The sequence below is a fragment of the Chryseobacterium gambrini genome (genome assembly GCF_027920505.1).
In the GTDB taxonomy this organism is placed as follows: Bacteria; Bacteroidota; Bacteroidia; order Flavobacteriales; family Weeksellaceae; genus Chryseobacterium; species Chryseobacterium gambrini.
Genome location: NZ_CP115857.1, coordinates 1268987 through 1292820 on the forward strand (window position 1 = coordinate 1268987; position 23834 = coordinate 1292820).

Consider the following 23834-nt stretch of genomic DNA (forward strand, 5'->3'; position numbering starts at 1 on the left):
AAATAAAAAAAACTGTATAAAAATTTACCAATAAGTATCAGAAATCTCCCAAAGTGATATTTTGAGAAGAATTCAAAAAAAATCAACAAAATTTCGGCGGCTGCCAGATGGAATTGAGAATATCTTTATTGTAAAAGATGCTTTTGTAAAAAGTCTGTTTGGATTTAATAATCGGATTGGATTCTTTGTCAGACAACTGAAACGTAAAGGGTGTCGCAGGTGTACATACGATGATAAGATGCGCTGCGTGCGAAACAAACGGTAACTGCTGATCTTTGGTGTAATCTGAATCTTTTACCGGATTATCATAATGGATTTTGAAGAACGAACCAATGGTGAGTTTCGGATTCTGCTCTTTGTGTTCCAGATAATGTTCAATAAGAACCGGAATTTTCAAAAACTGATACAGCTCGGTTGTAGAAACCAAGTATAAACTAAGCAATAGTATCGAGATCAGTTTTTTCACTTCTGCAAAATTATAAAATGTTTCGTTAAGAATGGTTTTAAATTATGAGATTATTCGTTATTAATGATCATGCTAATTTTGACGCAAAGGCTCGCAAAGGTTTTGTTAAATACTAACTGTTTTTAAGTTCGCAAAGGTGCTTCGACAAGCTCAGCATAAACTATTCACTCAGCAAAGAACTCAAAGCTTTTTTAATTATGGCAAATTACGGACAATCATTAAGATTTTGATTTTTTATAAAAGTTAATAAGCGTAATAAGAAAAGAATATAACAGTTTAAAAAAATCTTCGATTTTTATTCTTTTGAAAGCTTTGATTATTTTATTAATAGATTTATGATTGTCTTTTGCGGCTTTTGCGGCTAATTCCGAAATAGTTAACCGGTATTATATTTTTAAGGATTATTCTTTTAAAAGCTGTTCAATTTCCTGATAGAAAGAGTCTTTGCTGTAATCTGCCATTCCGGAATGATGCATTCTTATTTTCCCTGTCTTATCTAAAATAACGGTTGTAGGAAGAGAGCCACTGTATAATTCTTTGGGAATACTGCTGTCTGGAACCACAAAAGGAATGGTGAATTTTTCTTTCTGAAGGTAATTTTTTCCTAAGATCATTTCGTCATCAAGATTTACCGTAAGAAACACCAGATTTTGATTTGTTTTATAAGCATCATAAAATTTCTGAACGGAGGGAAATTCTGCGCGGCAGGGAGGACACCACGAAGCCCAGAAATTGATGAAGACTACTTTTCCTCTGAGCTGAGAAGTTTCAGTTATTTCTCCGTTTTCATTTTTCACACTGAAATTTGGCGGTACAAGTGAAGATTCTTTTGTTTTTTCTTCTATTTTTGAATTGAATAATCCGGTAGAAATCATCTGTCTCATCACCCATGCTTTTGCGTCGGGATTTACCCATAAAAGGATGAGTACAGCAATCATAATCACTGTACTCCAGTTTTTTCTGATCCACAGAGGAAATTTATTCATGATTTATTGGACAATCTGTTTTCTTACCTCATCTTCGGTCACTAATCCCAGATTATCCCAAACAATTTTATCGTTTTTGTAGAGTTTGAGCACCGGAAGCGCAGAAACGTTGAGTTGTTTACAGAGTTCTGTGTTTTCATCAACATTGATTCTTACGATCTTTACTTTGTCCGGCATTTCGGCAGCCATTTTTTTGAGGAAAGGTTCCATTTTTTTGCACGGAGCGCACCATTCTGCATAGAAGTCTACCAAAACGGGCGTTTTGCTTTTCAACAAATCATTGTATTGTGTAAGAGTGATTCCTTTTGCGGTTGAAGTTTTGATTTCGGGAAGATCTGCGTTTCTCCATTTCATCATTCCGCCCTGCAATTCGTAGACGTTTTTATAGCCTAATTCTCTGAGTTTTGCGGCTGCAGCGGTACTTCTCGGTCCACTCATACAGTAGACGAAGACGGGCTTATTTTTATCTAGAGCGGCGGCTTTTTCTGTGAAATCTCCTCCGTTCCAGTCGATATTCATTGCGTTTTTCAGATGTCCGTTTTTAAATTCTCCGGAGGTTCTTACGTCCACTAACTGTGCGTCTTTGGTTTTATCGAGTTTCTGGGAAAATTCGGTTGCGGGAAGTACGTTATCTGTTATACTTTGTGCTTTTCCGCATCCTGTAATGACTACTAAGAAGAATGCAATGATGATGTTTCTGTACATTTTAGATGTTTTGTTTTATTAATTTTTCCAATTCATCTGCCTGAAAGACTCCGGACTGTTTCCACTTCACTTCTCCGTTTTTAAAGATCATTAAAGTAGGAACGCTTCTGATACCGAACTGTGCGGCAACTGCCTGATTTTTATCGACATCTATTTTGATGATATTTGCCGAATCTCCGATTGCTTTTTTAAGATCCTGAAGAATGGGAGCCTGCATTTTGCACGGACCGCACCATTCTGCGAAAAAGTCTACCAAAACGGGTTTGTCCTGACTGATGATTTCCTGAAATTTGTTCATATTCTATTTTGTTTATTAGTGGTTTTATTTGAAAGCTGCTTAAACATTTACTATGATCACATAAATCATATTCGTTTAAGAAGATTTAATTTCTTCATAATCTACCTCATCATGGGTTTGTTCTGTATTTTTTACGGAAACCGAACAGCTTGTTCCTGAACAGCATCCGATATTCAGCAATGGCATCACTGTAAAGAGCACTCCTGTAATAATCAGAAACCACATTCCTGATTTTACCGCTTCAACGGTGATAAATATCCCCATTGCCAACCGCAGAACTCTTACAAAGTTCCAGTTTTTAAATATATTTTGAAACATTTTTTTTGATTTTTTATTTTAAACCTGTTCAAATTAATTTCGGAAAAGGATTGTTGTTCAATGCATTTTCCGGTGCAGAATTATCTTTTTTAAGGAATAATTTTGATAGAAGGTGCATTTTTAAAATATTTTTTCTGAACAAATTTCAGGATTTAAAAATGGCTTTACTGCTACTTTTGTTACATAAGTTATTAAGATCTGAACAATTTTTAAACTGTTTCCGAATGTTTAAGACAAAAAAAGATTCTGACATTGCTATCAGAATCTCCAACTAATTTAAATTTAAACTTTAGGCTGAATGATCTAAAATTTAATTCTATCAAAAATTATTTCATTAATCTTTCCCTATTAAAACTATTATACGAAATGTTTTCTCCATTTTGCAATGGTACTCCTACTGAGTTTAAAATGTAATGCTAACTGAGAATTATTCAGTTTATTTTTTTTCTGATAATCGAGGATTTCAAAAATAGTAGCTCTGTCATAAGATCTGTGTTTCTGATTTTCCTGAAAAAAGCCAAAAATAATGGTATTCAGTTTTATCACATCTAAAACCGAAATGGTTTTTTTAGACAAAATAGTTTGACATTCTGATATCTTGTGTGGAAATTTCGCCACCAAAATGTCACTGTAAATTCTTTTGTAATCGGGATTGCTATATTCGTAATTTTCCATGGTGTTTTTATTTACTGTATTTGCTGATCCATTTATATAAAGTTGTTTTAGGAATTTTATATTCTTCCATAATCTGTATTTTTGTTTTGGTCTCTGTTTTTATAAGATCCAGAATAAATTCTATAACTTCTATTGTGTAAATATTCTTTCTGAATTTTAATAAATCCTGCCCTTTTTTAACATGATCTGCCACAATTTTTTCTGGCGGAGAGTACAAAATAAGATGCTGTGAATAAAACCGGAAAAAATCATATCTCAAAAGTTTACTCCATCTTAAAAGTTCTTTTGTATCAATACTTTCCATCTTGTATATTTCCTTAATTTCATTTACAGAATATCCAAAATGACTGCATACTTTTTGAAGATTAACATCAGAATCTCCTATTCTTTCTTTGATAATCTTGCCGATGTGTATAGATTTAAAATTTAAGGTTTCCATATTGCTTGCCAAAATTTTTTTATTCTTACACTTATCCTTACCACAATATTATCTTCAAAGAATATATACAGACATTTTTTCTTTCCAAGACTTTGTTTTTCAAGCAAGACAATTAATAAATCATTCGTTTTTTGAATAATACTACCCTTAAATATTCCCGAAATTTCCTGATGATTTTTCTTGAATAAATAATTATAATTCATACGTGTTTTTTTGTAAAATTTATTTGCTTAAGCATGGAGACCATGCATTATTTTCATAGGACTTAAAGCAATTGACGGACTTATCATATAAAATCATTCCGTTCACAGGTGTAGTAATGACGGATGTATTTGCCACTCTGGTTAGCAGGATTGCCTGATTGGACGATTTTAACTCCAGCAAAGCGCTGGTTTCGGGAGCATTATTATTTATTCCTATATCTCCGTTATTCAAAGCCGTTATAAGTTCTACAGGTGTAGTTGCAGAATTATTCACTTCCAGTACCTTCGCATTAGGTGCGGAATCCCGGCAGATAATATCTAAGGTTGCACTGGTAGACGTTGTTCATACTCCAACTTGTGCATTGCAGAATAATGCAAAAAAAGAAGACAAAAACTCTCACATTTGTGAGAGTTTTGAATAGCTTAATTGCTAAGAACTTTATTTATTATTGAAATTAGTTTGGAGCCAGTTCAATAGGATTAAATTGTTTAGCTCTTTCAGCAGACTTTTTTCTTAACATATTCAATGTTTCTTTATCTTCTATGTAATCATTAAATTGATTTTGATCGGCTATTTCTTTCCGTTGATAATCAAATATTTTAGATTTATCAACCAGTTTTACGCCTTCTGTGTTCATGTTTGCAGATTTACATAGATATTTTCTTTTTCCAAACTTATATAATGTATAATGATAATCATTTTTATCATCATAAACCTCCAATATAAGTCCAGGAAGTTTATTAAATTTATAGGGACCGAATGGAAAAGGAATTTCTTTAGCAAACCAAGCTGTCCAAGTTCTGCCGTATTTTTTTGTAGTCGCTTTTTGGCAAGTATATCTACCTATTTTTTTCTTTTCATTTTCGAGTTTCCAAACTATATCATTAGTTTCTTCGTATCTGAAGTTTTTATTGGAAATAGGTGCAGTAACATATATTTTGCCATCTGTAGTTCCTATATTTTCACGAAAAAAAGTAAAATATTTTCCATTGCTTTTATTGTCATCAAGCTTCTTTTCAAAACGTAAAGAATCTCCTATGTATTTGTTCATATTTTTAAAATAAGATTCATTTTCGTTTATTAATAAAGCAAATGCAGCTTCTTCAATTTTTGCATCCGTAGTATTAAGTAATCTATACTGCAACTTATAATCAGCTTCATAAACAACATTAAAGCTAATTTGTGATAGCAACTTTACGGATAATAAGATAAAAAATATTGGAAGTTTTTTCATATCGTAAAAATAAAAGATAAATCCATAAATTAATTATGGATTCATTTTTTGAATTAATTATTGATTAATGATAGTATATAGTAATTTCTGCAAATTCCCCGCAAACAACAAAGTTGATTGATTCGCAAATATTTTCAATATGTGCTAAAGAACCTGTTGCCCCATTTACCATTACAATCTTTCCACAAGATGTTCGGAAAGGAAATGCTGAAACGAGGCTCCCTATTGTTACAGCACCGACGATAAATAATTTTTTCATAGTGTAAATTTTTAAAATTGTTTTGTATTACAAATATAAAGAGATAGGGATTGAGATTACCAATCAAAACTGAACAAATCTCAATCAGTTTTGAAGATATATTAAAAGGCTAATGTTTTTTTGATTGTTTAAAAAACTATATTTGTAATAAAAAAATAATGAAAATTTCAGATAAATTATTTAGTGTACGTACAGCAAAAAAGCTTTCAAAACAGGAAGTTGCTGATTTGTTGGGAATGGATGTAACTACTTATGGAAGAGTGGAGGCTGGAAAAAGAAATCTTGAAATAGATAAACTTAAACTTTTACCAGATGCTCTGGGAATAAAGGTGGAGGAGATATTAGATTTATTGGAAATTGATAGAGGAAATACTTTTAATATAACTAATGGAGAAAATTCTACAGGTAACGGGATTGGAAGTATAGAAAATTTTTATACTGGAAATTCAGAAGCTTTAACAGAAATAAAAAATCTATACACAGAACTCCTGCAAGAGAAAGACATTATGATAGAATATCTTAAACAAGAAAATAATGAATTGAAGAATCTTCTCAAAAAATAATTGTAAGATTTCGCCAGAATGAAATTTTTAAATAAAGGGGCTGCATCAAATTAATGATGCAGCCCCCTTTATATTTAAAGAAGAACAAATAATTATATCTGGTCTTTTAGTTACTGTTCATCAGCTGGTTTTTCTTTTGTGGCTTTATTTTGTGCTATTCCTTTTCTTGTTGCTATAATGTTTGCAAAATAAGCTCTGCCGTTATTAATAGAAGTAAGCACCGTGCCAAAGAAAGGAATTGTGTTTCTACGTTTCGCCATTGCCCATACGTAATTGCAAAGCTCATTATAGGTGGCAAAAATATTTTTGCGCAACATCTTGGTATCATAGGTTTCGGTGCTTATGCTATTAGAAGATCTTGCGCTGAATTTGGCTTCAAAAAGCGCATTGGCATTTTGTAATACAGTCAGATGTTCTTCCATATTAAGAAGCTGTACAGCCGCAAAATTTTCGGGTAATTGTAGGGTGGCAAGTAGGTTATTAATACCTAAAGTTTCGGCTTCGTAGTTTTCGGATGCAAGACTTTTATAAGCATTCATAATAACCGTTAGTTTTTCATAAGCTGCCATTTTTGAGGGGTTATCGGTATTTTGAAAAACCTTCCAAGCCATACGTAATGCTCCTATTTTTCTATCTCTAATAGCATCTAAGGACAGCAGTTGTTCGCTTTCTTCTTTTGCGGAAATTTGCGCCAATGCGGCAAGATATGTTGGGAGCTGGTTTTGTAAGTCTGTATAGATGGCTTCAAACTCAATATCTGTATTGGCTTGAAGTCCTGTACTTTCAAAATCAGTGAAAAAACGGGTAAGGAATTGTCCGGATTCTAAATTGTGCAATCTTGCAGTGTTTAATTTTTCTAGTATCATGCTGTATTTGTTTTTTTAATTTTTCAAATGTAAAGAAAAAAAGAATATTAATAAACGGTAGCTCAGGCAGATTTCTTATCAAGAACATAAAAATAATAGTATCTATTCTTTTGGAGTTGCCAAGAACATAAAAATTGTAGTTTTTATACCATTTTATTTGCAAGTAATTAAACACTGAGGCTTTTATATTCTTGGTATTACCAAGAAAGAAGATATTGACGTTTAAAATTTCGGTTCTGATATTATTTTAATGGACATTAATATTGATGGCATAGATAAAGGAATTGAACTTGCGGAGAAAAGAAATAAAAACGCAAAAATAATATTTATAACAGCTCAAAATGACGAAAAAACCATTGAGAAAGCGATAAAAGTAAAGCCTGAAACTTACCTCACAAAACCTGTGAAGAAAGTTGATATTCTCGCTGCCATAAGAATCGTTCTGCTGAAAAAATCTTCAGACTATATCATATTAAAAGATGGTTATGAAAATATAAAAATACTAAAAAGTGATATTATTTTCATAAAAAGCGACAAAAACTATATAGATATTCACACAGTTTCTAAGAAATATACTTTCCGGATATCTTTAGAAAATTTTGCAGAAATTCTCAATGACACAAATTTTCAGAGGGTTCATCGCTGCTACATCATCAATATAAAGAAAGCCATAAAAAAAACAAGACTAAGTGTTTTCGTTGAAAATTATGAAATCCCTCTGTCCAGAAACATTATTTTTGACCTTGACATTGAAGAATGAAAAACTGACTAAACAAAAAATCAGGACAATTCTGTTTCCTTTCTTTTAAACTTCTGAAACAGAAAAATATTCCATAGAATCATTTCATAACCGTAAACTGTATCTTCAATCGGGATGGTTAAAATTCTGATTCCCAGAAAATGTTCCGGATTATAATTTACGATCGGAGAATCCAGTCCTGTTCCGGTAAGAATTCCGTTTACCCCTAAAAAACCGGGCATCAGAATCAGATAAATAAAAGAAGCTTTGCCGATCCATCTTGCGTTTAATATGAAATACAGTACAAAAAGACTGATTGCCGTTGTTAAAAACGTCATAAAAGGATAAATTCTGTCGTTGCAGTACAATGCAAGAATAACCAAAGTAAGGATGGAAAAAATAACAAATATTTTCTCCATTTCCGGTTTCCAATCGAGCCTGAAGAATTTATCCAGACAGAAATAGGTAAAAATACACGAAAACGGAATGCAGATGAAGAATAAGATTTCTTCAATCGGCAGATTTACAATTCTGAGTCCCAGAAGATATTTATCATTAAACCACCACACTCCTATTTTGGTAAACCAGATGTCCCAAACGATAAAAAACAGGGCTACAATAGAGGAAGCAAGGATAAATGCCTTAAAATGCCTGTTGAATTTTATCTTATGATGGAAGGAAAAAATAAAACAGACGATAACCGTAAAAAAATTGATTAACAGATACGTATATTGAAGCATTTTCAGGTAGTTTGTTTTTTAAAATACATTTTGAAGTACTTTACCGGAACCCAAAGAAATCCGAAACACTCCCCTCTTTCTTTTCCTGTATGCTTATGATGCTGCTTGTGCGCTCTTCTGATCGCCAAAAGGTATGGATTCTGGGTATTTCGCAGAATTTTAAAACGCTGATGAATGAAAATATCATGAACGAAAAAGTAAGCCATTCCGTACAATGCAATTCCAACCCCGATGTAAAACCAGTGATTGAAATTCTGCATGGTTCCGTAATACATCAGAATAATCGTAGGAACAGCGAAAATAACGAAGAAATAATCGTTTTTTTCCAATGGTCCGTCGTTGCTGTGATCATGATGATCTTTGTGAAGTGACCACAAAAAACCATGCATTACATATTTATGAATGATCCACGTCATTCCTTCCATAATGAAGAAAGTGGCTGCTACAATCAGAAAATTCATTATTTCGTGGTATTTTTGTTAAACATATCTTCCAAAATTCGGTATCGGTACGTGAAAATATCTTCCACTTTCTTCTTTACCAGAATGCGGTGTGCAATTTCTCCCAAAAATCCCAAAGGCAATTCGTAATCCACCGTATCTTTCATAAAAATACCATTTTCATTGGGAATAAACTCGTGATGATGGTGCCACAGCTTATAAGGTCCCTGTTCCTGAAAATCCGTAAAACTTTTCTGATAATCTACCTGAATAATTTTCGTTCTCCAGTTCATTTTTATTCCGAACAAAGGAGAAACGTAATAATCGATGTTCATTCCTTCGTAGATTTCGTCGTTTTCCATTTTGGTGCGGACAACAAAGTTCATCTCTTTAGGAGTAATTTTGGAAAGATTGTTTGCCGAAGAAAAAAATTTCCATGCGGTTTCGATATCACAATTCAACTGCTGCTCTCTGTATAATCTATGTCTCATTATTAAGGGTATAAAGTAAATGTATCTACAAAAAAGATGTTTTATATTGTACATAGCTGCTCATCATCAGAGAAAGTTTTCTTCCGTTGGATATTCTTATTCTCTGGTTGATAATTTTGGTAGCGGATGTTTTCTTAATCTTTCTGAAAAGCGAAATATAATATCTGTACGCCAGATAAACGCCGAATCTTGAGGATGGAGGAAGCTTTCTGATTCCTTCCAGCGCAATTTTGAACTCTTCTTCAATTTCTTTTTCAATCTGGGCTTTTACGGCATTATCAAAGTATGAAATATCAACATTCGGGAAGTAAGAACGGCCTAAAATCTGATAATCGTCTTTCATGTCGCGAAGGAAATTCACTTTCTGAAAAGCCGATCCTAAAGTCATGGCATATGGTTTCAGCCTTTCAAATTCATCAATATTTCCTTCTGTAAAAATATGAAGACACATTAATCCCACAACTTCCGCAGAACCCAGAATATATTCTTTGTACAAATCTGAATTATAATCAATTTTCTGAAGATCCATTTCCATACTTTTCAGAAACTGATGAATCAGCGCATGATCGATTTTATATTGACGAACGGTTTCCTGAAAAGAATGAAGCACCGGATTCAGGGAAATTTTATCTTCCAAAGCACAGAATGTTTCTTCTTTATATTTTGAAAGAAGTTTCTGCTTATCGTGATCGTGAAAACTGTCTACGATTTCATCGGCTAAACGCACATAACCATAGATGGCATAGATCGGATTTCGGATTTTCGGAGAAAGCGCCATAATTCCTAAAGAAAAGCTGGTGCTGTACTGTCTGGTCGTTTCCCTGCTGATTTTGTAAGACAGGTCATCAAAAAGTTTTTTCATAGTTAATTCAATTTAATTGCTTCTCTGGCGACTATTTTACCTGATATAATAGACGGCGGAACACCGGGTCCCGGAACCGTTAGCTGACCTGTGTAAAGAAGGTTTTTAACTTTTCTGTTTTTTACAGATGGTTTTAAAACTGCAGTTTGTGATAAGGTGTTGGCAAGGCCATACGCATTGCCTTTGTATGCATTATAATCTTTCTTGAAATCTTCTACGCAATAGCTTCTTTTATACTCTAATTTAGCAATAAGATCCGAAGTTCCGGTATGCTTTTCCAGTCTTGAGATCATTTCAAGGAAATATTTTTCTCTCATTTCTTCAGAATCTTCAATTCCCGGCGCAACAGGCATCAGAAGAAATACGTTTTCTCCATTTTCCGGTGCGGTATCTTTATCGGTTTTAGAAGGGCAGCAAGCGTAGAACAATGGTTTGGTAGGCCATTTTTTATCTTCATAAATTTCGTTTGTATGAAGTTCAAGATCGTTTTCAAAAAATAAAGTGTGATGCGTAAGATTAGGTATTTTTTCGTTAAATCCTAAATAATAAATAAGGCATGAAGGAGCAAAAACTCTCTTTTCCCAGTATTTTTCATCGTAATTTCTGTGAGATTCAGGAAGTAAGGTTTCAGTATGCTGATAATCTGATGAAGCTATGACTGTGTCGAATCTTAATTCTTCACCATTTATTTTCAGACCAACCGCTTTGTTATTTTCAAGAATAATTCTTTCTACATTTGAGTTGAAATGGAAGTGCACTCCGTTTTCGGTAGCTATCTGCATCATTGCCTGAGTAACTTTCGCAAATCCGCCCATCGGATACCATGTTCCCAGCTTATAACCGCCGTAATTCATCAGACTATACAAAGCGGGAATATCTTTTGGTGCTGCTCCCAAGAATATTACGGGAAATTCCATGAGCATAATAAGCTTAGGATTTTTGAAATATTTTCTTACAAAACGCTGAAAATTGGTCAATAAATCTAATTTTAAAGCGCTTTTTGCAATTTTTGGAGAAACAAATTCAAACCATGAATGGCAGGGTTTGTTTACGAAATCTTTCATGCCGACTTCATATTTATACTGTGCGTCGTTCATGAATTCATCAAGCTTCTCTCCTGCCCCTTTTTCAATACTTTCGAAAAGGCTTTTCATTTCTTCATAATTCTCAGGAATTCCCATCACTCCGTCTGAAAAAACCATTTCAAACTGAGGATTTAAAGGAATAAGATCATAAAAATCTGAAGATTTCCTTCCGAAGTCATTAAAAAAAGCTTCTATAATATCAGGCATCCAATACCAGCTTGGTCCCATATCGAAAACGTAACCATTATCTGTAGTAAACTGTCTGGCTCTTCCTCCCACATCACCGTTTTTCTCATAAATATGTACTTCGTATCCATCTTTAGATAAATAAGAAGCTGCCGACAAGCCGGAAAATCCTGAACCGATAATTGCTACTTTTTTGCTCATAGTTTTAGTTTTTAAAAGTGTATTCCTTAAACACCGTATTAATCAGATCTTTGCTGTCGATATTTCTGGAAAATATCGGGTGGTGAAAACGATCAAGCTTGTTCAGAATACGTATAAGTTCCATTTTTTCTGTATGATTTAGGTTTCCTGCAACAATATTTGTGGCATTGCGGATCTTCTTCATCTGCTTTTCCAAAGCAATTATTCCTTTTTCTGAAATGCTGATGTACTTACTCCGTTTATCGTCATCAGATTCGGTCTGTTCGATCCAACCCTGTTTTAATAATCTGGTAATAATAAGCATTCCCGCAGGTTTTTCCTGAATATTTTTTTTAATAAGCTCTGTTTTGGTCATTCTTCCGTAAGCTCTTAAATTAATCAGGTATATAAATTCTTCCTGTGTAGAAAATTCGGAATCGGCTATTGCAGATTTAGAATAAGTTTTTGCATATCTGTTGAGATGAACTAAAAGTGTATTAATAGCACTTTCAGGAGTTCTCCCGTTTTCTTTTCCTTCCCAATAGGGTTCATTCTGCTTATCCTTATTTTTAGAAGACTCTTTATCAAATATCCAGGATTTAAATCCATGAAGATCTTTAGAATATAAATTTCCGGAATTTTCTGCTTCAAATTCTTCTAATAATCCTATTATGTCTTTAATCAAAGAATATTCCATTTTGTAAAAATTAGTATACAAATATACTATTTAATTTAAAGTAATAAATATTTATACACTTAAATATTTTTCATTACCTTTAAAAATTATTAGATCTGGGTATGAAAAATAATTCTGATGCGGAAAAAGCAGTTTCTGTTGATTCTAAAAAGTATATTGATGATTATCTGCATTCCTGTGTAAAAAAAGAATTCGGATTGGATATCTTTTTTGGTGAAGAATATGAAATAATGCGGAATATTGTTTCCAATAAATCTATGATTGTCCCTACATTTTCCGATTCCATTATAGAAAATACCAAACTTCATGCTTTTCTGAAAGCTCATATTGCACACCTCAACAAGAAAATGTTTGCTTCTGAGATTTTCTAGAAACAACAATTGAAAACACTAAACTTATGAAAGGCGTTCTGAAAATTTCAGAATGCCTTATTTATTTCCAACCCCAAAATTCCCGATGTAAAACATCTCAATTCTGCATTGTTTATCTCCTGAAACAGTTCAGAAAAATCCCAATTCAATTTTTCAAAAAGATAAAACAAAACAGAAAGACAAAAGCTCAATTATGTTAAGTTTAATAAATAACTGAAATTCAATATCTTAAAATAAAATAGATACACAATAGATAGGCTGTTTTTGTCTTTGAACAGGTTTGTTTGCGTTCCTTTGAACCAGAAAACATAATCAGTTCCAATTGTCCCGTTTTATTTATCCATCTGCAAAAAACTTTTTTAAAATGAAAAAAGTTTTTACTGTTTTTATATTACTGCTTGTTCAGTTCTGTCCTTCTCAGATTTTCGTATCAGAAGGAACATATATTTATGCAGAAAAAGAATCATTATTCGACTCAGTTATAACAAAAGTTCCGATAGATCATAAATTATCTGTTAAAATTTCGTCTGAAAAAAACAGCAAAAAAAGTCTCAGGGAAAGAAGAACAAAACATAAAAGTATTTCCGGTAAACTTGATTCGGTAAATAAAAGTACAGCAGGAAAAAAAATAGAAAAGAAAGAATTTCCCGAGGTAAATTTTAAAGATTTCCCCAATACAAACAATCACTTTCAAACAACTAAGAGAAACAATTACGCTGTAACATCTACGCCGGTTTTTAAAGTTATAGACATAGCTGTAACAAAATATCTTGTAAACCAAGATTATGATTACAGTGAAGTAAAAATTTTAAACTCAAAAATTTTTCATTTTTTCTCTCAACCAGCGAACGTATGCTTTTCTGTAAGACCGCCTCCTGCTCTTTCAGTTTAAATGAAAAAACAATCTGATGAAATATTTTGGTCATCATAACCAATAAATAAAATTTTTAAAATAATGAAATTATTTACCATTTTTTATAGAAAATATCAAAAATTCAGCTTTGCTCTATTTTTGATGTTATTGCTTTTAAGCACCGTTAACAGCCTGAAAGCAGCGACTATACCTGTTACGAATACAAATGATTCTGGTACAGGATCACTAAGACAGGCAATTATTAACGCTAATGCGACGGCTGCATCAGACGATATTACATTTAATATCCCGGGAGCTGGTGTAAAAACAATTGTTCTTGCCAGTTTTTTGCCCAATATTACAAATCCCGTGAATATTCGTGGGTATTCTCAGCCCGGTGCGGGTACAGGAGCAATAGGCAGCAGAACTATTTTAATTGAAATAAATGCCGGAAACCTCTCTCTCGTAACACTGGGAGTATTGGAATTTGAATCCTCTGCCGGAAATTCATCTGTAAGTGGTTTGGCAATATACAATACGAGAAACTCCAGTCAGCCTTGTATTGGTATATACAGCGGAACCTCCAATTTTCATATTTGGGGAAATTATTTCGGATTATTCGCCAATGGAACGGCAACATCAGGAACAACGTTAAGGAGCACCGCTATCCATTTAGGCTTTAATGGTACACGCGCAACCATGTCAAATATTGTCTTTGGCACAAATGGAGACGGCGTTGATGACAATATTGAAGGGAATGTTATTGCAAATGTTACTACTGGTGATGCTATTACATTAAATAACAACCCCGGTTCAGTTTCGGTTACCTATAACAATTTAAGAATTTCCGGAAATTATATTGGTTTACTGCCAGATGGTACTACATCATCCCGTATAGGTTCTGCTCTTGGGAGTAACGGAGCCGGTATATTTGCTCAAAGAATCATTGGGAATAACTTTATTATCGGTACCGATGGTAATGGTATATCAGATGCTTTAGAGCGAAATATTATTTCCAACTGTAGTTTATATGGCATCAACTTAGAAGGTGTTTCCAATGTTGCTATAGCAGGTAATTATATTGGTACAGATAAATCGGGAACACTAGCCAGACCCAATGGTCTAAATGGAGACGATACCGTTAGCTGGCCCGGAGTATATATCCAACAGAATGCCTCTAATTTTATATCCGAAAACATCGTGATTGGTTTCGATGATACGAAACACACTGCTGCTGTAGCCGCAGATGTAAGAAATATAATTTCTGGCAACTATGGCAGAGGATTCGGAACCACTTCGAACAATACTACAGATGCTGCTTTGCGAACCAGAAATATTGTGGTTGCCGGAAACTACATCGGTGTAGATGTCACAGGAAATATAGCTTTGCCCAATGGACAATTTGGTGGTACAATTACAGCTAATGCTGCTGCCGGTGGTAATTTTTCAAGAACAATCAATTCCAGAATAGGTACAGACAGCGATAATGTTTTTGATGATTTAGAAAGAAATGTTATTTCCGGGAATATCGGAAATGGGGTTTATATTCTTTCGGCTTCTTTAGTGGCTGATAACAATACCATTATGGGTAATTATATTGGTGTAGGTGCCGATGGAGTAACTCCATTGGGTAACGGCGGTTCGGGTGTTCTTTTAAGTGCAAGCGGAACAGGCTCTGTTGCAAATACAGTCATTGGTTCTAATGATGATGGGATAAGAGACAATATTGAAGCAAATATCATTGCAAATAACGGACGCTCCGCTACCTTAGCTACGAGAGGAGGAGTTAATGTTTCTGGAAACGCAACCCAAAACAGAATTTCCAGAAATATATTTTATAACAATGGCGGTTTACCAATTGATTTAAATAACGATGGTGTTTCTCCGAATGACGGGGCAACTACAGCCAATCAGCCTAACTTATTATTAGATTATCCGGTAATTACAAGCTACAGCATTACTTCTTCAACCACACTAAGTGTTTCAGGATATGTAAGCATCTGTAATGGGAACGAATCAACGGCAGGAGGAGATATTGCAGGTAATAAAACCATTCAGTTCTATAAAGTTGCAGATGACGGAGACCAAAACGGAGCAATTACAGGCGGTGCATGTTCCAGAGTAGCCAATCACGGTGAAGGCATCCAATATTTAGGAAGTATCAGCGGAGTGATTAATGCTTTTAGCAATCAGACATTGACACTTGTATCTGGTGCTACATTTTCTTCGGGAGATAAATTGGTTGCTATTGCCATAGATACAAACGGAAATACATCTGAATTTGGAGCAACGGCAATAATTGCAGATTTAGCGGTAACAAAAACGGTAAATAATCCAACAGCAGGAGTAGGAAGTAATGTCACCTTCACTATTACCGCAAGCAATGTGGGTCCGGATTCCGCAAGTAATGTTGTTGTAAATGATATTTTACCTTCCGGTTATACTTTCGTAAGTGCCACACCTTCTGTAGGAACATGGACTGCTCCGAACTGGACGATCGGCAATCTGGCAAACGGAGCCAGTGCTACACTTACAATAGCTGCTACTGTAAAAGCAGATGGAATATATTCAAATACAGCAGCTATCAGCGGAACAGCCACACAGGCAGATCCAGTTTTGGCTAACAATTCTTCTACTGTTGCAGTAACCCCCGACAGCGATGGAGATTCTATTCCTGACAGTACAGATTTGGATGATGATAATGACGGTATTCCGGATATTAATGAAGATTGTCTGGGTTTCCGCGCCCAGAATACTTCTGGAGCATGGTTGGGTTTTACAACCTCTAATCTAACGGTAAATATGCCCGGAGCAACTACACAATCCACGGTTCAGAATCTGAATGACGGACAGGTAAATTTCTGGATCAATCAGCAAGGCGGACAAACAAGAAGAGCTAAATTTGGTGATGCTGGTTTTACTTATACCTTCTCTACACCAGTAAGAGCCTCAGAAATAGGATTTTATTTCTTTGATTTAGACCCCGACAATCTGAGTCCCAATGTTGTTTATACTTTTCAGATTAACGGAAATCAGCCTAATGGAATCCTAGTTCCTGCAACTGGTTCTAACGTGGATAATTATAATACAGCTACAGGTATTTATAATGCAACCTCCGGTCCTAATGATCAGTTTATGGTGCTCAAGGGGATTGGTGACACTTTAGTAAGCTCTTTTACAGTAACCAGTACCGGTATGGATAGTGCAGAACTTGTTGCTTATTCTTTATTTGCGTATAGGGTTTGTGATACTGATAGTGACGGAATTCCCAATAGACTAGACTTAGATTCCGATGCAGACGGCTGTTCTGATGCAGGCGAAGGAGGAGCTGATATTGCCAATTCTGAACTGGTTACAGCAGGAGGATCACTCAGCGGAGGCAGCACAACCATAAACCAAAATCTCTGTGCTTCTGCAACATGTGTAAGCACGACAGGAATTAATATTGGCCTTCCGCAATTTTCATCATTACCTACAGGATATAGCAATTCAACGGGACAAAGCATAGGAAGTTCTCAGAATACAATGGTAAAAGGATGTATTTGCTATGAAGATCCGACTTTAGTAGCGGGACAAACTTATCCTGTAAAGCAGGGAATTACAGTTTTGGGCAGAGCCGGAGGAAGCAATGCAAGCTGGCCGATGATCAGAAATTCAGCGTATACTGCACTAGAAGCCAAAACAAAAGGTTTCGTCATTACAAGAAACTCCAGTCCGGAAACTACGATTGCCATTCCGGTTGTCGGAATGATGGTTTTCGATACCGATGAAAATGCAGGTGCAGGATGCATGAAAATTTATATGGGAGCCGGAGTAAGCGAAGGCTGGAAATGTTTCAGCACACAAGGTTGTCCTTAATTCACTCATTTTTTGCAACCGTTTAAATGATGATTTATCCGGTTGCTTTTATTATCGTTTTTATTAATTTAAATTTTAAACAATGAAAAAGACCGCAATTATATTATTCGTTTTCATATTTGGAAAAGTTTTTTCGCAGGTAAGAATAGGATCTGCAAATTCTGTAGGAAATGTCAGCAGCACTTCCGTTCTTTTAGAATTCGGGACAGATAACGACAAAGGTATTATTCTTCCTTATACAGAAACCGTACCTTCAGGAACCAATAATTCTAAAGGAGGGACTTTTATTTTTGATGTTTCTTCAAATGCAGAATATAAAGTAAAAGTAAAAAATGAAAATACGGGCTGGACAGATTTAAGCATCCGTTCCGGCTACTCCACTACCATAGAAAATACGGTAAAAACACCACAGGCATTACCTTTAAATGACTTCAACGGAGCAAGGGCAATTATCGGAAATTCAGGCACATCTACGGACGGTGTTCTGGTATTGGATTCTCCCAACAAAGCGTTGGTTTTGCCAATAGTAACTAATTTTAACAATATTAAGAATCCGTCTCCGGGAATGATGGCATTTCTTAAACATCCCACTGATGCATCGAAACATCGCCTTATTATTTTCAACGGGCAGAAATGGACGTTCTGGAAACCCTGAGAAGAAATACCGTATTTTTTATCATAAATGTAAGTCCGTTTTAAAAATTCTTAAAGCGGACTTTTTGCAAGTAACGGGGTAATGAAATATTTAAAATACTGAATATAAAAAACTTATAAAAAAGTAGTATCATGATAGATCGCTGTTTTTTTTCTTATCTAAAAATGTTGCTCTTATTTTGATCATTAAATTAAAAATTAACACAACTTGAACTTTAAAAATATTCATATCGGCTCGCTCATCAATCAGAGGATTATCGAGACGAATACAGATCTTACAAGAATTTGCAATTTCATGAATACGACAGAAAATGAAATTGAAAAGATGCTGATTTCCGAAAGCATAGATTCCGGAAATCTTTTGAAATGGTCTAAACTTCTGGAATATGATTTTTTCAGGATTTACAGCCAGCATCTGATCCTGTACTCCCCTCCTACGTCCTCCGGATCCGATTTAATAAAAAAAAGAACGCTGAAGTCTCATCTTCCTTCTTTTCGTAAAAATATCTATACCAAAGAAATCATAGATTTTATACTGGAACAGATTAATTCCGGCGAGTACACAAAATCGGAGGTTATCGAAAAATACGGCATCCCAAAGACCACACTCTATAAATGGTTTAATAAGTATGAAAACCAGAAAACGAAAGATGACTTATCTAAATAAATTATAAAAAATTGTGATCATGTATTGTTTAGATCTGTACAAGAATTTGTTTACAATTTTAAATAAAAAAGCTAAGGAAAATCGTTAAAAACAGTTTACTTATGAAAAAAGAATTAAAACCTAATTATAAACTCATTTTTTCCGACATTCTCGATAAAAAATATCCGGAAAAAAGAAAAGACTGCAGCGAAATACTCAATAAAAAATCTCTTACGACTTTTGATATCATTCATCTTAACCATATAATTTTCGGTAAAAATGAACAGAACAAAGACTTTAACCAGAAACATCGGTCATATAAAAAATCGGATATCAGGAAGATTGTTGAGCATCAAAAAAAATACAATATGAGCAATATAGAAACCTCCCTGAAGTTTAAAATAAGCCGAAACACCATCTACAAATGGAAGAAACTTTACAAAATAAAAAATGCTTATCCGCAGACATTATTATCAGAAAGTAAAGACGTTTAAAAATTAAATTATTAAAAATCAACACATTAATAAAAATAGATACAAGATAGGCAACTGTATTTTTTGACATTACCACCCTCATCCGCTTTCTTTGCGCATCCAAATGAAAGGAGGTAAAAACACACATGAACACTAAGACGGCATAAAACTTTTTTCAGTTTTGAAAAAAGTTTTTGCTGTTTATCCTTCAGATTTCTGATCAAAAAAAATTACACAAAAACAGTTTGTATGAAAAAATTATGTATTTCTTTTTTAGCTTTAATTTATTCCCATGCATCTTCTCAGGTAGGAATTAATACCGTTAATCCACTGGCAAATTTCCATATTGATGCAGGGAAAGACAATCCTTCATCGGGAAGCGCTTTAAGTACCTCGCAACAGAAAAATGATGTTGCTATTCTTACCAACGGTAATCTGGGAATCGGAACCACAAAGCCTTTAACAAAACTGGATATCAGCAGCGGAACCCTGCTTTCCCCCGAAGACGGTTTTATGCTTAAAGACGGTACAGAAGGAAGAGGAAAAGTGCTGGTTTCGGATGACAATGGCTCTGCACACTGGCTTTTGTACCCTGCACAAAAAATTTATCGCGGAGTGATGGGAGCGGGAGTTGATATTGATATCAGCAGTACAAGCTTTTCATTCAATCCATCCAATTACAATGCAGGATTTTATCAGACCGGTTCGTACATTGATCTTCCCCCCGGAAAATGGCGGGTGAAAATGGATCTCGTTATTCCTTATACTGCAGATGCGAATTCCACGATGAATCAGGATGAATGGTTCTGGCTAAGAACTACCCTTTCGGACAACGGCACAAGTAATCCGGCAAGTCCGTCCGTTGATCTGGTAGACAACAGCCGATGGGCAAGTGAAGTTTTTCAGGGTCCTGGTTCTGCTGTTTCCGGAGGAAATAAATTTGCTATGATTAACGGAAACCTCATCATCAACAATCCTTCCGCAAACATGAAAAGGTATTATCTTTTAGCAGGAGGTTTTACCCGTTCTAATCTTCATATTCCGGGAATTCTGCAAAATATGGGCGGAGCAATATGGAAGGATAACAAAATCACAGCTTACGCTATAGAACAAGATTAACAAACAAATAACCTATGAAAAAAATAGTTGTCATTATTTCGATGATCATCTTAAACTCTGCCTATTCTCAGGTAGGAATCAATACTCAAAATCCGCGTGGTATTTTCCACATCGACGGAAATAAAAATAATCCTTCAACCGGAGATCCGTCTGCTTCGCAGCAAAAAGATGACTTTATTGTTTTATCTTCCGGAAACGTAGGAATAGGGACTGCCACACCCAGCAGAAAATTAGAAATAAACTCCGGAGGAACGGCTGGTAATCCGATAGACGGCTTCAGACTTACAGACGGGCGACAAGCTAAAAACAAAGCACTGATATCGGATGAAAACGGTTCCGCGCACTGGGAATATATTGCTCTGAAATCATATAAAGGAAATATTGCAGACGGTTTTGATCTGTCTTTGAATAATTCTTCCTATAATTTTAATTCTTCTGATCTTTCCACAGGGTTCTATGCGACAACTTCATACATAGATCTGGCTCCCGGAAACTGGCAGGTAAATATATCTTTATTGCTTGCTTATGATAATATTTCCGGAACAAGCACTCTTACAAGAGACGACTGGTTCTGGACCAGAGTAACATTAACGGACGCACCAGTTTCTGCAAAAGGTTCGGGTCCTTATGCTCCAACCGCAGATCTTGACGAAACAAAATTTTTAGGAAATATTTTTAACGGTCCGGCTCCAACGGGTGGAGTTCCCAAATATGCGATGATAAACGGAGCCTTAATGCTTAATAATTCCAGCAGCAACACCAAAAGGTACTACATCATTATAGGTGGTGTTACCAGGTCTTCGGCGGGACTTCCGGGAAGGCTGAAAAATGTCGGCGGAATGTGGGGAGAAAATGTAATCAGTGCCTTCGCAGTTCAATAGAAATCAAATCGTTCCCCAAAGGAATATCTTATAGGCAGATTATTAAATCTGTCTATTTTTTAAATTATTATTGATCATATTTTAAAATTTTAATTAATTTTAGTAACGCGATTGTACCTTTATGAATCTGAAGAAAGCACTATTTATTTTTTTTATTTTATTTTTTTCGAATATTGCTTTTGGACAAAAATCTAAGGAGCAACTGGATTCTCTTTATCTCCAATTAAATGTTCTCCGTGCAGAAGGGAAATTTAAAGAGGCAATCGTTCTTTGCAAGGAATTAATCTCCGGTTATGAATCTATTAAGGATGATAAAGCTTCCGTGAAAGGATATATTTTCATCGCAAACACTTACAGCAACCTTTATAACACAAAAGAAAGTCTGCGCTATCTGGATATTGCCGCAGCCAAAAGTGAAAACCTTAATGACGATGAAATCCAGATACGGATAAACGGAGAATACGGAAGATGTTATCACAATTTAGGATTTTATACACTGGCACTGAACCATTATAAAAAAGCAATACATCTGGCGCAAAAGAATAAAAGGAAAAAGGATCTGGAATATCTGTATGGATTAAGATCTGTAATCTATGAACATCAGAAAGATTACAAAAATATGTATGCCGATCTTCTTAAAGCTCATCTTGCATCACCTACAACGTATACATCGTCCCGACTGGCAAAATATTATATTTCTCTGGATAAAAATATGGATTCGGCGAGGTATTATCTGGAAGCAGGCGAGAAATACAGTTCATCTAAAATGCTGCCCATATTTCAGAGGTCTGTACTGGATAGAAACTGGGGAAGATATTATCTGGAAAAAGGAGATTACAAAACAGCGGTTTCCTATCTTGAAAAATCTATTTCCATTTCAGAAAAGCTGAACAAGCCACAGGACATGATGGAAACGCAAAAAATATTAGCTCAGGCTTACAAGCTGATGAACGAATATAAAAAAGCATCCGAAAATTTTGAGAACTACTCTGCAATCCATGACAGCCTTTCTGTAGAAAAACAAAAAATCTACGATCTTCCCGTAAAGAAAATTATCCGGGAAAAGGATCTTAAAAATCAAAAATCATACACTACACTGTATGTCATTGTAATGATTACCATTGTATTATTTATAATCATATACATTTATACGCTTAAAAAATATAATTCTAAAAAACGAGAAAGCAGTGCATTGCTTACCATAAAGGAAGAGGAAAATTTGCAGCTTCAGCAAAAAGTAAATGAATCGTTCGAAAATATTGTTCAGTTGGCAAAAAGCAACAGTCCTGAGTTTTTCACCCGCTTTCAGGAAGTGTATCCCGAAGTAATTAATGAGCTTCTGAAAATAGATCCGAAATTAAGAGTTTCAGAACTTACGCTTTGTGCCTATATTTATCTGGGATTCAATGCAAAAGATATTTCAACCTACACTTTCAGAACAATAAGTACAGTACGGAACAGAAAGCATAATCTGAGAACTAAACTGAATATTCCTACCGAAGAAACTACGGAATTATGGTTTAAAAATCTTGGAAAGAGGCTATACTAACCCATAGATTTTATGCATTATCAAAAACTAAAAATTCCCCAGACTTCTGAGGAGCTAAACACAAAAATAAATGGTTTGAAAAACAAGGGTATAAATAATGTTATTCGAAATCCAGTAATCCATCAGCAAGAATCTTCCACTGCATTTTTCCAAAGCCGAAAATTCCGCCAAAGGCTATTAAAAAATTTCTTATTTTATCCCAGAACGGCACTTTAAAATTCGGACTTTCATTTCTTCCGTATATTCCTGATTTTAAGAAATTTCCTTCTTTGGAAATCACCATATTGGATGTTGCCGAAGCGGTATAAAAATGTTCAATATAACCTTTCGGCTTGTTGGGCTCTTTAGACGGTCTGCACATCATCATATAAGATTCGCTTCGTTCTGTATCTGTATGCGTGAGGTGTAGTATTTCAACCCAGTCATACCCTTCAGCCTGAAGCATTCCGGGACCTGGAATATCAATTCTAATAAAATCTCCTTTCTGGGGAAAGCGGTCTACAAAATCTCCGGAAGCATCAAAATGTTTAAAATCTGTGGAAGCATTACCACAGTATTCTTTCCATCTGTTGATGGCAAAAAACCGTTCTTTCAGAATTGCAAATTTTGAATCTATTTCTACAATTCCAAACTGTTTTGTACTTTCTGTGTCGTGGAATCCGCCTTTTTTCTGTATCGGAACTCCCAGAATCTGTTTCGGCTTCATCTCTATTTATTGTTTGGTGGTTTGTTACAAATTTACCATTGAATCCTGCCTATGATTATGAGTAGGATCATACTGCAAGTACTGTTCATTGATAAAAATTTTGTTTATCCGTTATTAATCATGATGCTTAATTTTAACGAAAAGTTTAAAAGAGTTCTTGACTACAAACTGTTTTTTAATTTCGCAACTGCTTTTGATTCAGCAAAGAACACAAAGATTTTTTAATAATGAAAAATTGCAGACAACTACAATGAGTTTATAAGCTTAAAATAAAAAACTATTCTCAGAGAT

At 34.7% G+C, this 23834-nt stretch carries 30 protein-coding genes; 11 read left to right on the top strand and 19 right to left on the bottom strand.

What is annotated here, in order from left to right:
• Positions 1-82 precede the first annotated feature (82 nt).
• The 11 genes from PFY09_RS05570 to PFY09_RS05620 form a co-directional block, all read right to left on the bottom strand.
• The gene (locus PFY09_RS05570; protein ID WP_235130177.1) at positions 83-466 is read right to left on the bottom strand and encodes a hypothetical protein; all 384 of its coding nucleotides are present in this window, start codon (positions 464-466) and stop codon (positions 83-85) included.
• 401 nt (positions 467-867) lie between these two features.
• Complete coding sequence (locus PFY09_RS05575) at positions 868-1452, bottom strand: TlpA family protein disulfide reductase (protein WP_271161732.1); 585 nt, start codon at positions 1450-1452, stop codon at positions 868-870.
• Positions 1453-1455: 3 nt separating this feature from the next.
• Positions 1456-2157 carry a thioredoxin domain-containing protein gene (locus PFY09_RS05580; RefSeq protein WP_271161733.1) on the bottom strand — a complete coding sequence of 234 codons (702 nt, stop codon included), beginning with the start codon at positions 2155-2157 and terminating at the stop codon, positions 1456-1458.
• A 1-nt stretch (position 2158) separates the two neighbouring features.
• Positions 2159-2455, bottom strand: a complete 297-nt coding sequence (gene trxA / locus PFY09_RS05585) for a thioredoxin (RefSeq protein WP_076394905.1) — start codon at positions 2453-2455, stop codon at positions 2159-2161.
• Between the two features lie 75 nt (positions 2456-2530).
• On the bottom strand, positions 2531-2773 hold the full coding sequence (locus tag PFY09_RS05590) for a hypothetical protein (RefSeq protein WP_271161734.1): 243 nt from the start codon (positions 2771-2773) through the stop codon (positions 2531-2533).
• Between the two features lie 357 nt (positions 2774-3130).
• The gene (locus tag PFY09_RS05595; protein WP_271161735.1) at positions 3131-3448 is read right to left on the bottom strand and encodes a helix-turn-helix domain-containing protein; all 318 of its coding nucleotides are present in this window, start codon (positions 3446-3448) and stop codon (positions 3131-3133) included.
• 7 nt (positions 3449-3455) lie between these two features.
• Complete coding sequence (locus tag PFY09_RS05600) at positions 3456-3887, bottom strand: transposase (RefSeq protein ID WP_271161736.1); 432 nt, start codon at positions 3885-3887, stop codon at positions 3456-3458.
• Complete coding sequence (locus PFY09_RS05605; RefSeq protein WP_271161737.1) at positions 3875-4090, bottom strand: hypothetical protein; 216 nt, start codon at positions 4088-4090, stop codon at positions 3875-3877. The genes PFY09_RS05600 and PFY09_RS05605 overlap by 13 nt, the downstream gene beginning before the upstream one ends.
• A 19-nt stretch (positions 4091-4109) precedes the next feature.
• Positions 4110-4364, bottom strand: coding sequence for a hypothetical protein (locus PFY09_RS05610; RefSeq protein WP_271161738.1), 255 nt, complete (start codon positions 4362-4364; stop codon positions 4110-4112).
• A 181-nt stretch (positions 4365-4545) separates the two neighbouring features.
• Positions 4546-5325: a GLPGLI family protein gene (locus tag PFY09_RS05615; RefSeq protein WP_271161739.1), complete on the bottom strand. Its 780-nt coding sequence runs from the start codon at positions 5323-5325 to the stop codon at positions 4546-4548.
• Between the two features lie 64 nt (positions 5326-5389).
• Positions 5390-5584: a hypothetical protein gene (locus tag PFY09_RS05620; RefSeq protein ID WP_256040775.1), complete on the bottom strand. Its 195-nt coding sequence runs from the start codon at positions 5582-5584 to the stop codon at positions 5390-5392.
• Between the two features lie 158 nt (positions 5585-5742).
• Here PFY09_RS05620 and PFY09_RS05625 point away from each other — a divergent pair, with 158 nt between their 5' ends.
• Positions 5743-6147, top strand: coding sequence for a helix-turn-helix domain-containing protein (locus PFY09_RS05625; RefSeq protein WP_271161740.1), 405 nt, complete (start codon positions 5743-5745; stop codon positions 6145-6147).
• Between the two features lie 110 nt (positions 6148-6257).
• On the opposite strand, the gene PFY09_RS05630 is transcribed toward PFY09_RS05625, so the two are convergent.
• On the bottom strand, positions 6258-7013 hold the full coding sequence (locus PFY09_RS05630; protein WP_271161741.1) for a DUF6261 family protein: 756 nt from the start codon (positions 7011-7013) through the stop codon (positions 6258-6260).
• Between the two features lie 250 nt (positions 7014-7263).
• Here PFY09_RS05630 and PFY09_RS05635 point away from each other — a divergent pair, with 250 nt between their 5' ends.
• Positions 7264-7773 (top strand): LytR/AlgR family response regulator transcription factor, encoded by a 510-nt coding sequence (locus PFY09_RS05635; protein ID WP_271161742.1) that lies wholly within the window; start codon positions 7264-7266, stop codon positions 7771-7773.
• 20 nt (positions 7774-7793) lie between these two features.
• Here PFY09_RS05635 and PFY09_RS05640 read toward each other — a convergent pair whose 3' ends face one another.
• From PFY09_RS05640 to PFY09_RS05665, 6 genes are read right to left on the bottom strand one after another with little or no spacing between them, the layout of a single operon-like run.
• On the bottom strand, positions 7794-8492 hold the full coding sequence (locus tag PFY09_RS05640) for a lycopene cyclase domain-containing protein (protein ID WP_271161743.1): 699 nt from the start codon (positions 8490-8492) through the stop codon (positions 7794-7796).
• Between the two features lie 2 nt (positions 8493-8494).
• Positions 8495-8953 (bottom strand): sterol desaturase family protein, encoded by a 459-nt coding sequence (locus PFY09_RS05645; protein WP_076394897.1) that lies wholly within the window; start codon positions 8951-8953, stop codon positions 8495-8497.
• A complete protein-coding gene (locus PFY09_RS05650; protein WP_271161744.1) occupies positions 8953-9423 on the bottom strand; it encodes an SRPBCC family protein in 471 nt (156 codons plus the stop codon). Before PFY09_RS05650 ends, PFY09_RS05645 begins: the two co-directional genes overlap by 1 nt.
• A gap of 25 nt (positions 9424-9448) precedes the next feature.
• Positions 9449-10285, bottom strand: a complete 837-nt coding sequence (locus PFY09_RS05655) for a phytoene/squalene synthase family protein (RefSeq protein ID WP_271161745.1) — start codon at positions 10283-10285, stop codon at positions 9449-9451.
• Between the two features lie 2 nt (positions 10286-10287).
• The gene (locus tag PFY09_RS05660; RefSeq protein ID WP_271161746.1) at positions 10288-11757 is read right to left on the bottom strand and encodes a phytoene desaturase family protein; all 1470 of its coding nucleotides are present in this window, start codon (positions 11755-11757) and stop codon (positions 10288-10290) included.
• A 4-nt stretch (positions 11758-11761) separates the two neighbouring features.
• The gene (locus PFY09_RS05665) at positions 11762-12433 is read right to left on the bottom strand and encodes a MarR family winged helix-turn-helix transcriptional regulator (RefSeq protein ID WP_271161747.1); all 672 of its coding nucleotides are present in this window, start codon (positions 12431-12433) and stop codon (positions 11762-11764) included.
• Positions 12434-12534: 101 nt separating this feature from the next.
• On the opposite strand from PFY09_RS05665, the gene PFY09_RS05670 reads away from it, so the two are divergent.
• The 9 genes from PFY09_RS05670 to PFY09_RS05710 all read left to right on the top strand — a co-directional run bounded on the left by PFY09_RS05670 (position 12535) and on the right by PFY09_RS05710 (position 22837).
• Positions 12535-12804 (top strand): hypothetical protein, encoded by a 270-nt coding sequence (locus PFY09_RS05670; protein WP_076394886.1) that lies wholly within the window; start codon positions 12535-12537, stop codon positions 12802-12804.
• 364 nt (positions 12805-13168) lie between these two features.
• On the top strand, positions 13169-13696 hold the full coding sequence (locus PFY09_RS05675) for a hypothetical protein (RefSeq protein WP_271161748.1): 528 nt from the start codon (positions 13169-13171) through the stop codon (positions 13694-13696).
• A 63-nt stretch (positions 13697-13759) separates the two neighbouring features.
• Complete coding sequence (locus tag PFY09_RS05680; protein ID WP_271161749.1) at positions 13760-17515, top strand: DUF11 domain-containing protein; 3756 nt, start codon at positions 13760-13762, stop codon at positions 17513-17515.
• Positions 17516-17597: 82 nt separating this feature from the next.
• Positions 17598-18170 (top strand): hypothetical protein, encoded by a 573-nt coding sequence (locus PFY09_RS05685; protein ID WP_271161750.1) that lies wholly within the window; start codon positions 17598-17600, stop codon positions 18168-18170.
• A 207-nt stretch (positions 18171-18377) separates the two neighbouring features.
• Complete coding sequence (locus PFY09_RS05690; RefSeq protein WP_271161751.1) at positions 18378-18836, top strand: transposase; 459 nt, start codon at positions 18378-18380, stop codon at positions 18834-18836.
• A 101-nt stretch (positions 18837-18937) separates the two neighbouring features.
• On the top strand, positions 18938-19309 hold the full coding sequence (locus PFY09_RS05695) for a hypothetical protein (protein WP_076394878.1): 372 nt from the start codon (positions 18938-18940) through the stop codon (positions 19307-19309).
• A 228-nt stretch (positions 19310-19537) separates the two neighbouring features.
• Complete coding sequence (locus PFY09_RS05700; RefSeq protein WP_271161752.1) at positions 19538-20407, top strand: hypothetical protein; 870 nt, start codon at positions 19538-19540, stop codon at positions 20405-20407.
• 14 nt (positions 20408-20421) lie between these two features.
• Positions 20422-21288, top strand: coding sequence for a hypothetical protein (locus PFY09_RS05705; protein WP_271161753.1), 867 nt, complete (start codon positions 20422-20424; stop codon positions 21286-21288).
• A gap of 121 nt (positions 21289-21409) precedes the next feature.
• Positions 21410-22837 (top strand): tetratricopeptide repeat protein, encoded by a 1428-nt coding sequence (locus PFY09_RS05710; protein WP_271161754.1) that lies wholly within the window; start codon positions 21410-21412, stop codon positions 22835-22837.
• A 100-nt stretch (positions 22838-22937) separates the two neighbouring features.
• On the opposite strand, the gene PFY09_RS05715 is transcribed toward PFY09_RS05710, so the two are convergent.
• The gene (locus PFY09_RS05715) at positions 22938-23543 is read right to left on the bottom strand and encodes a hypothetical protein (protein WP_271161755.1); all 606 of its coding nucleotides are present in this window, start codon (positions 23541-23543) and stop codon (positions 22938-22940) included.
• Positions 23544-23834 lie beyond the last annotated feature (291 nt).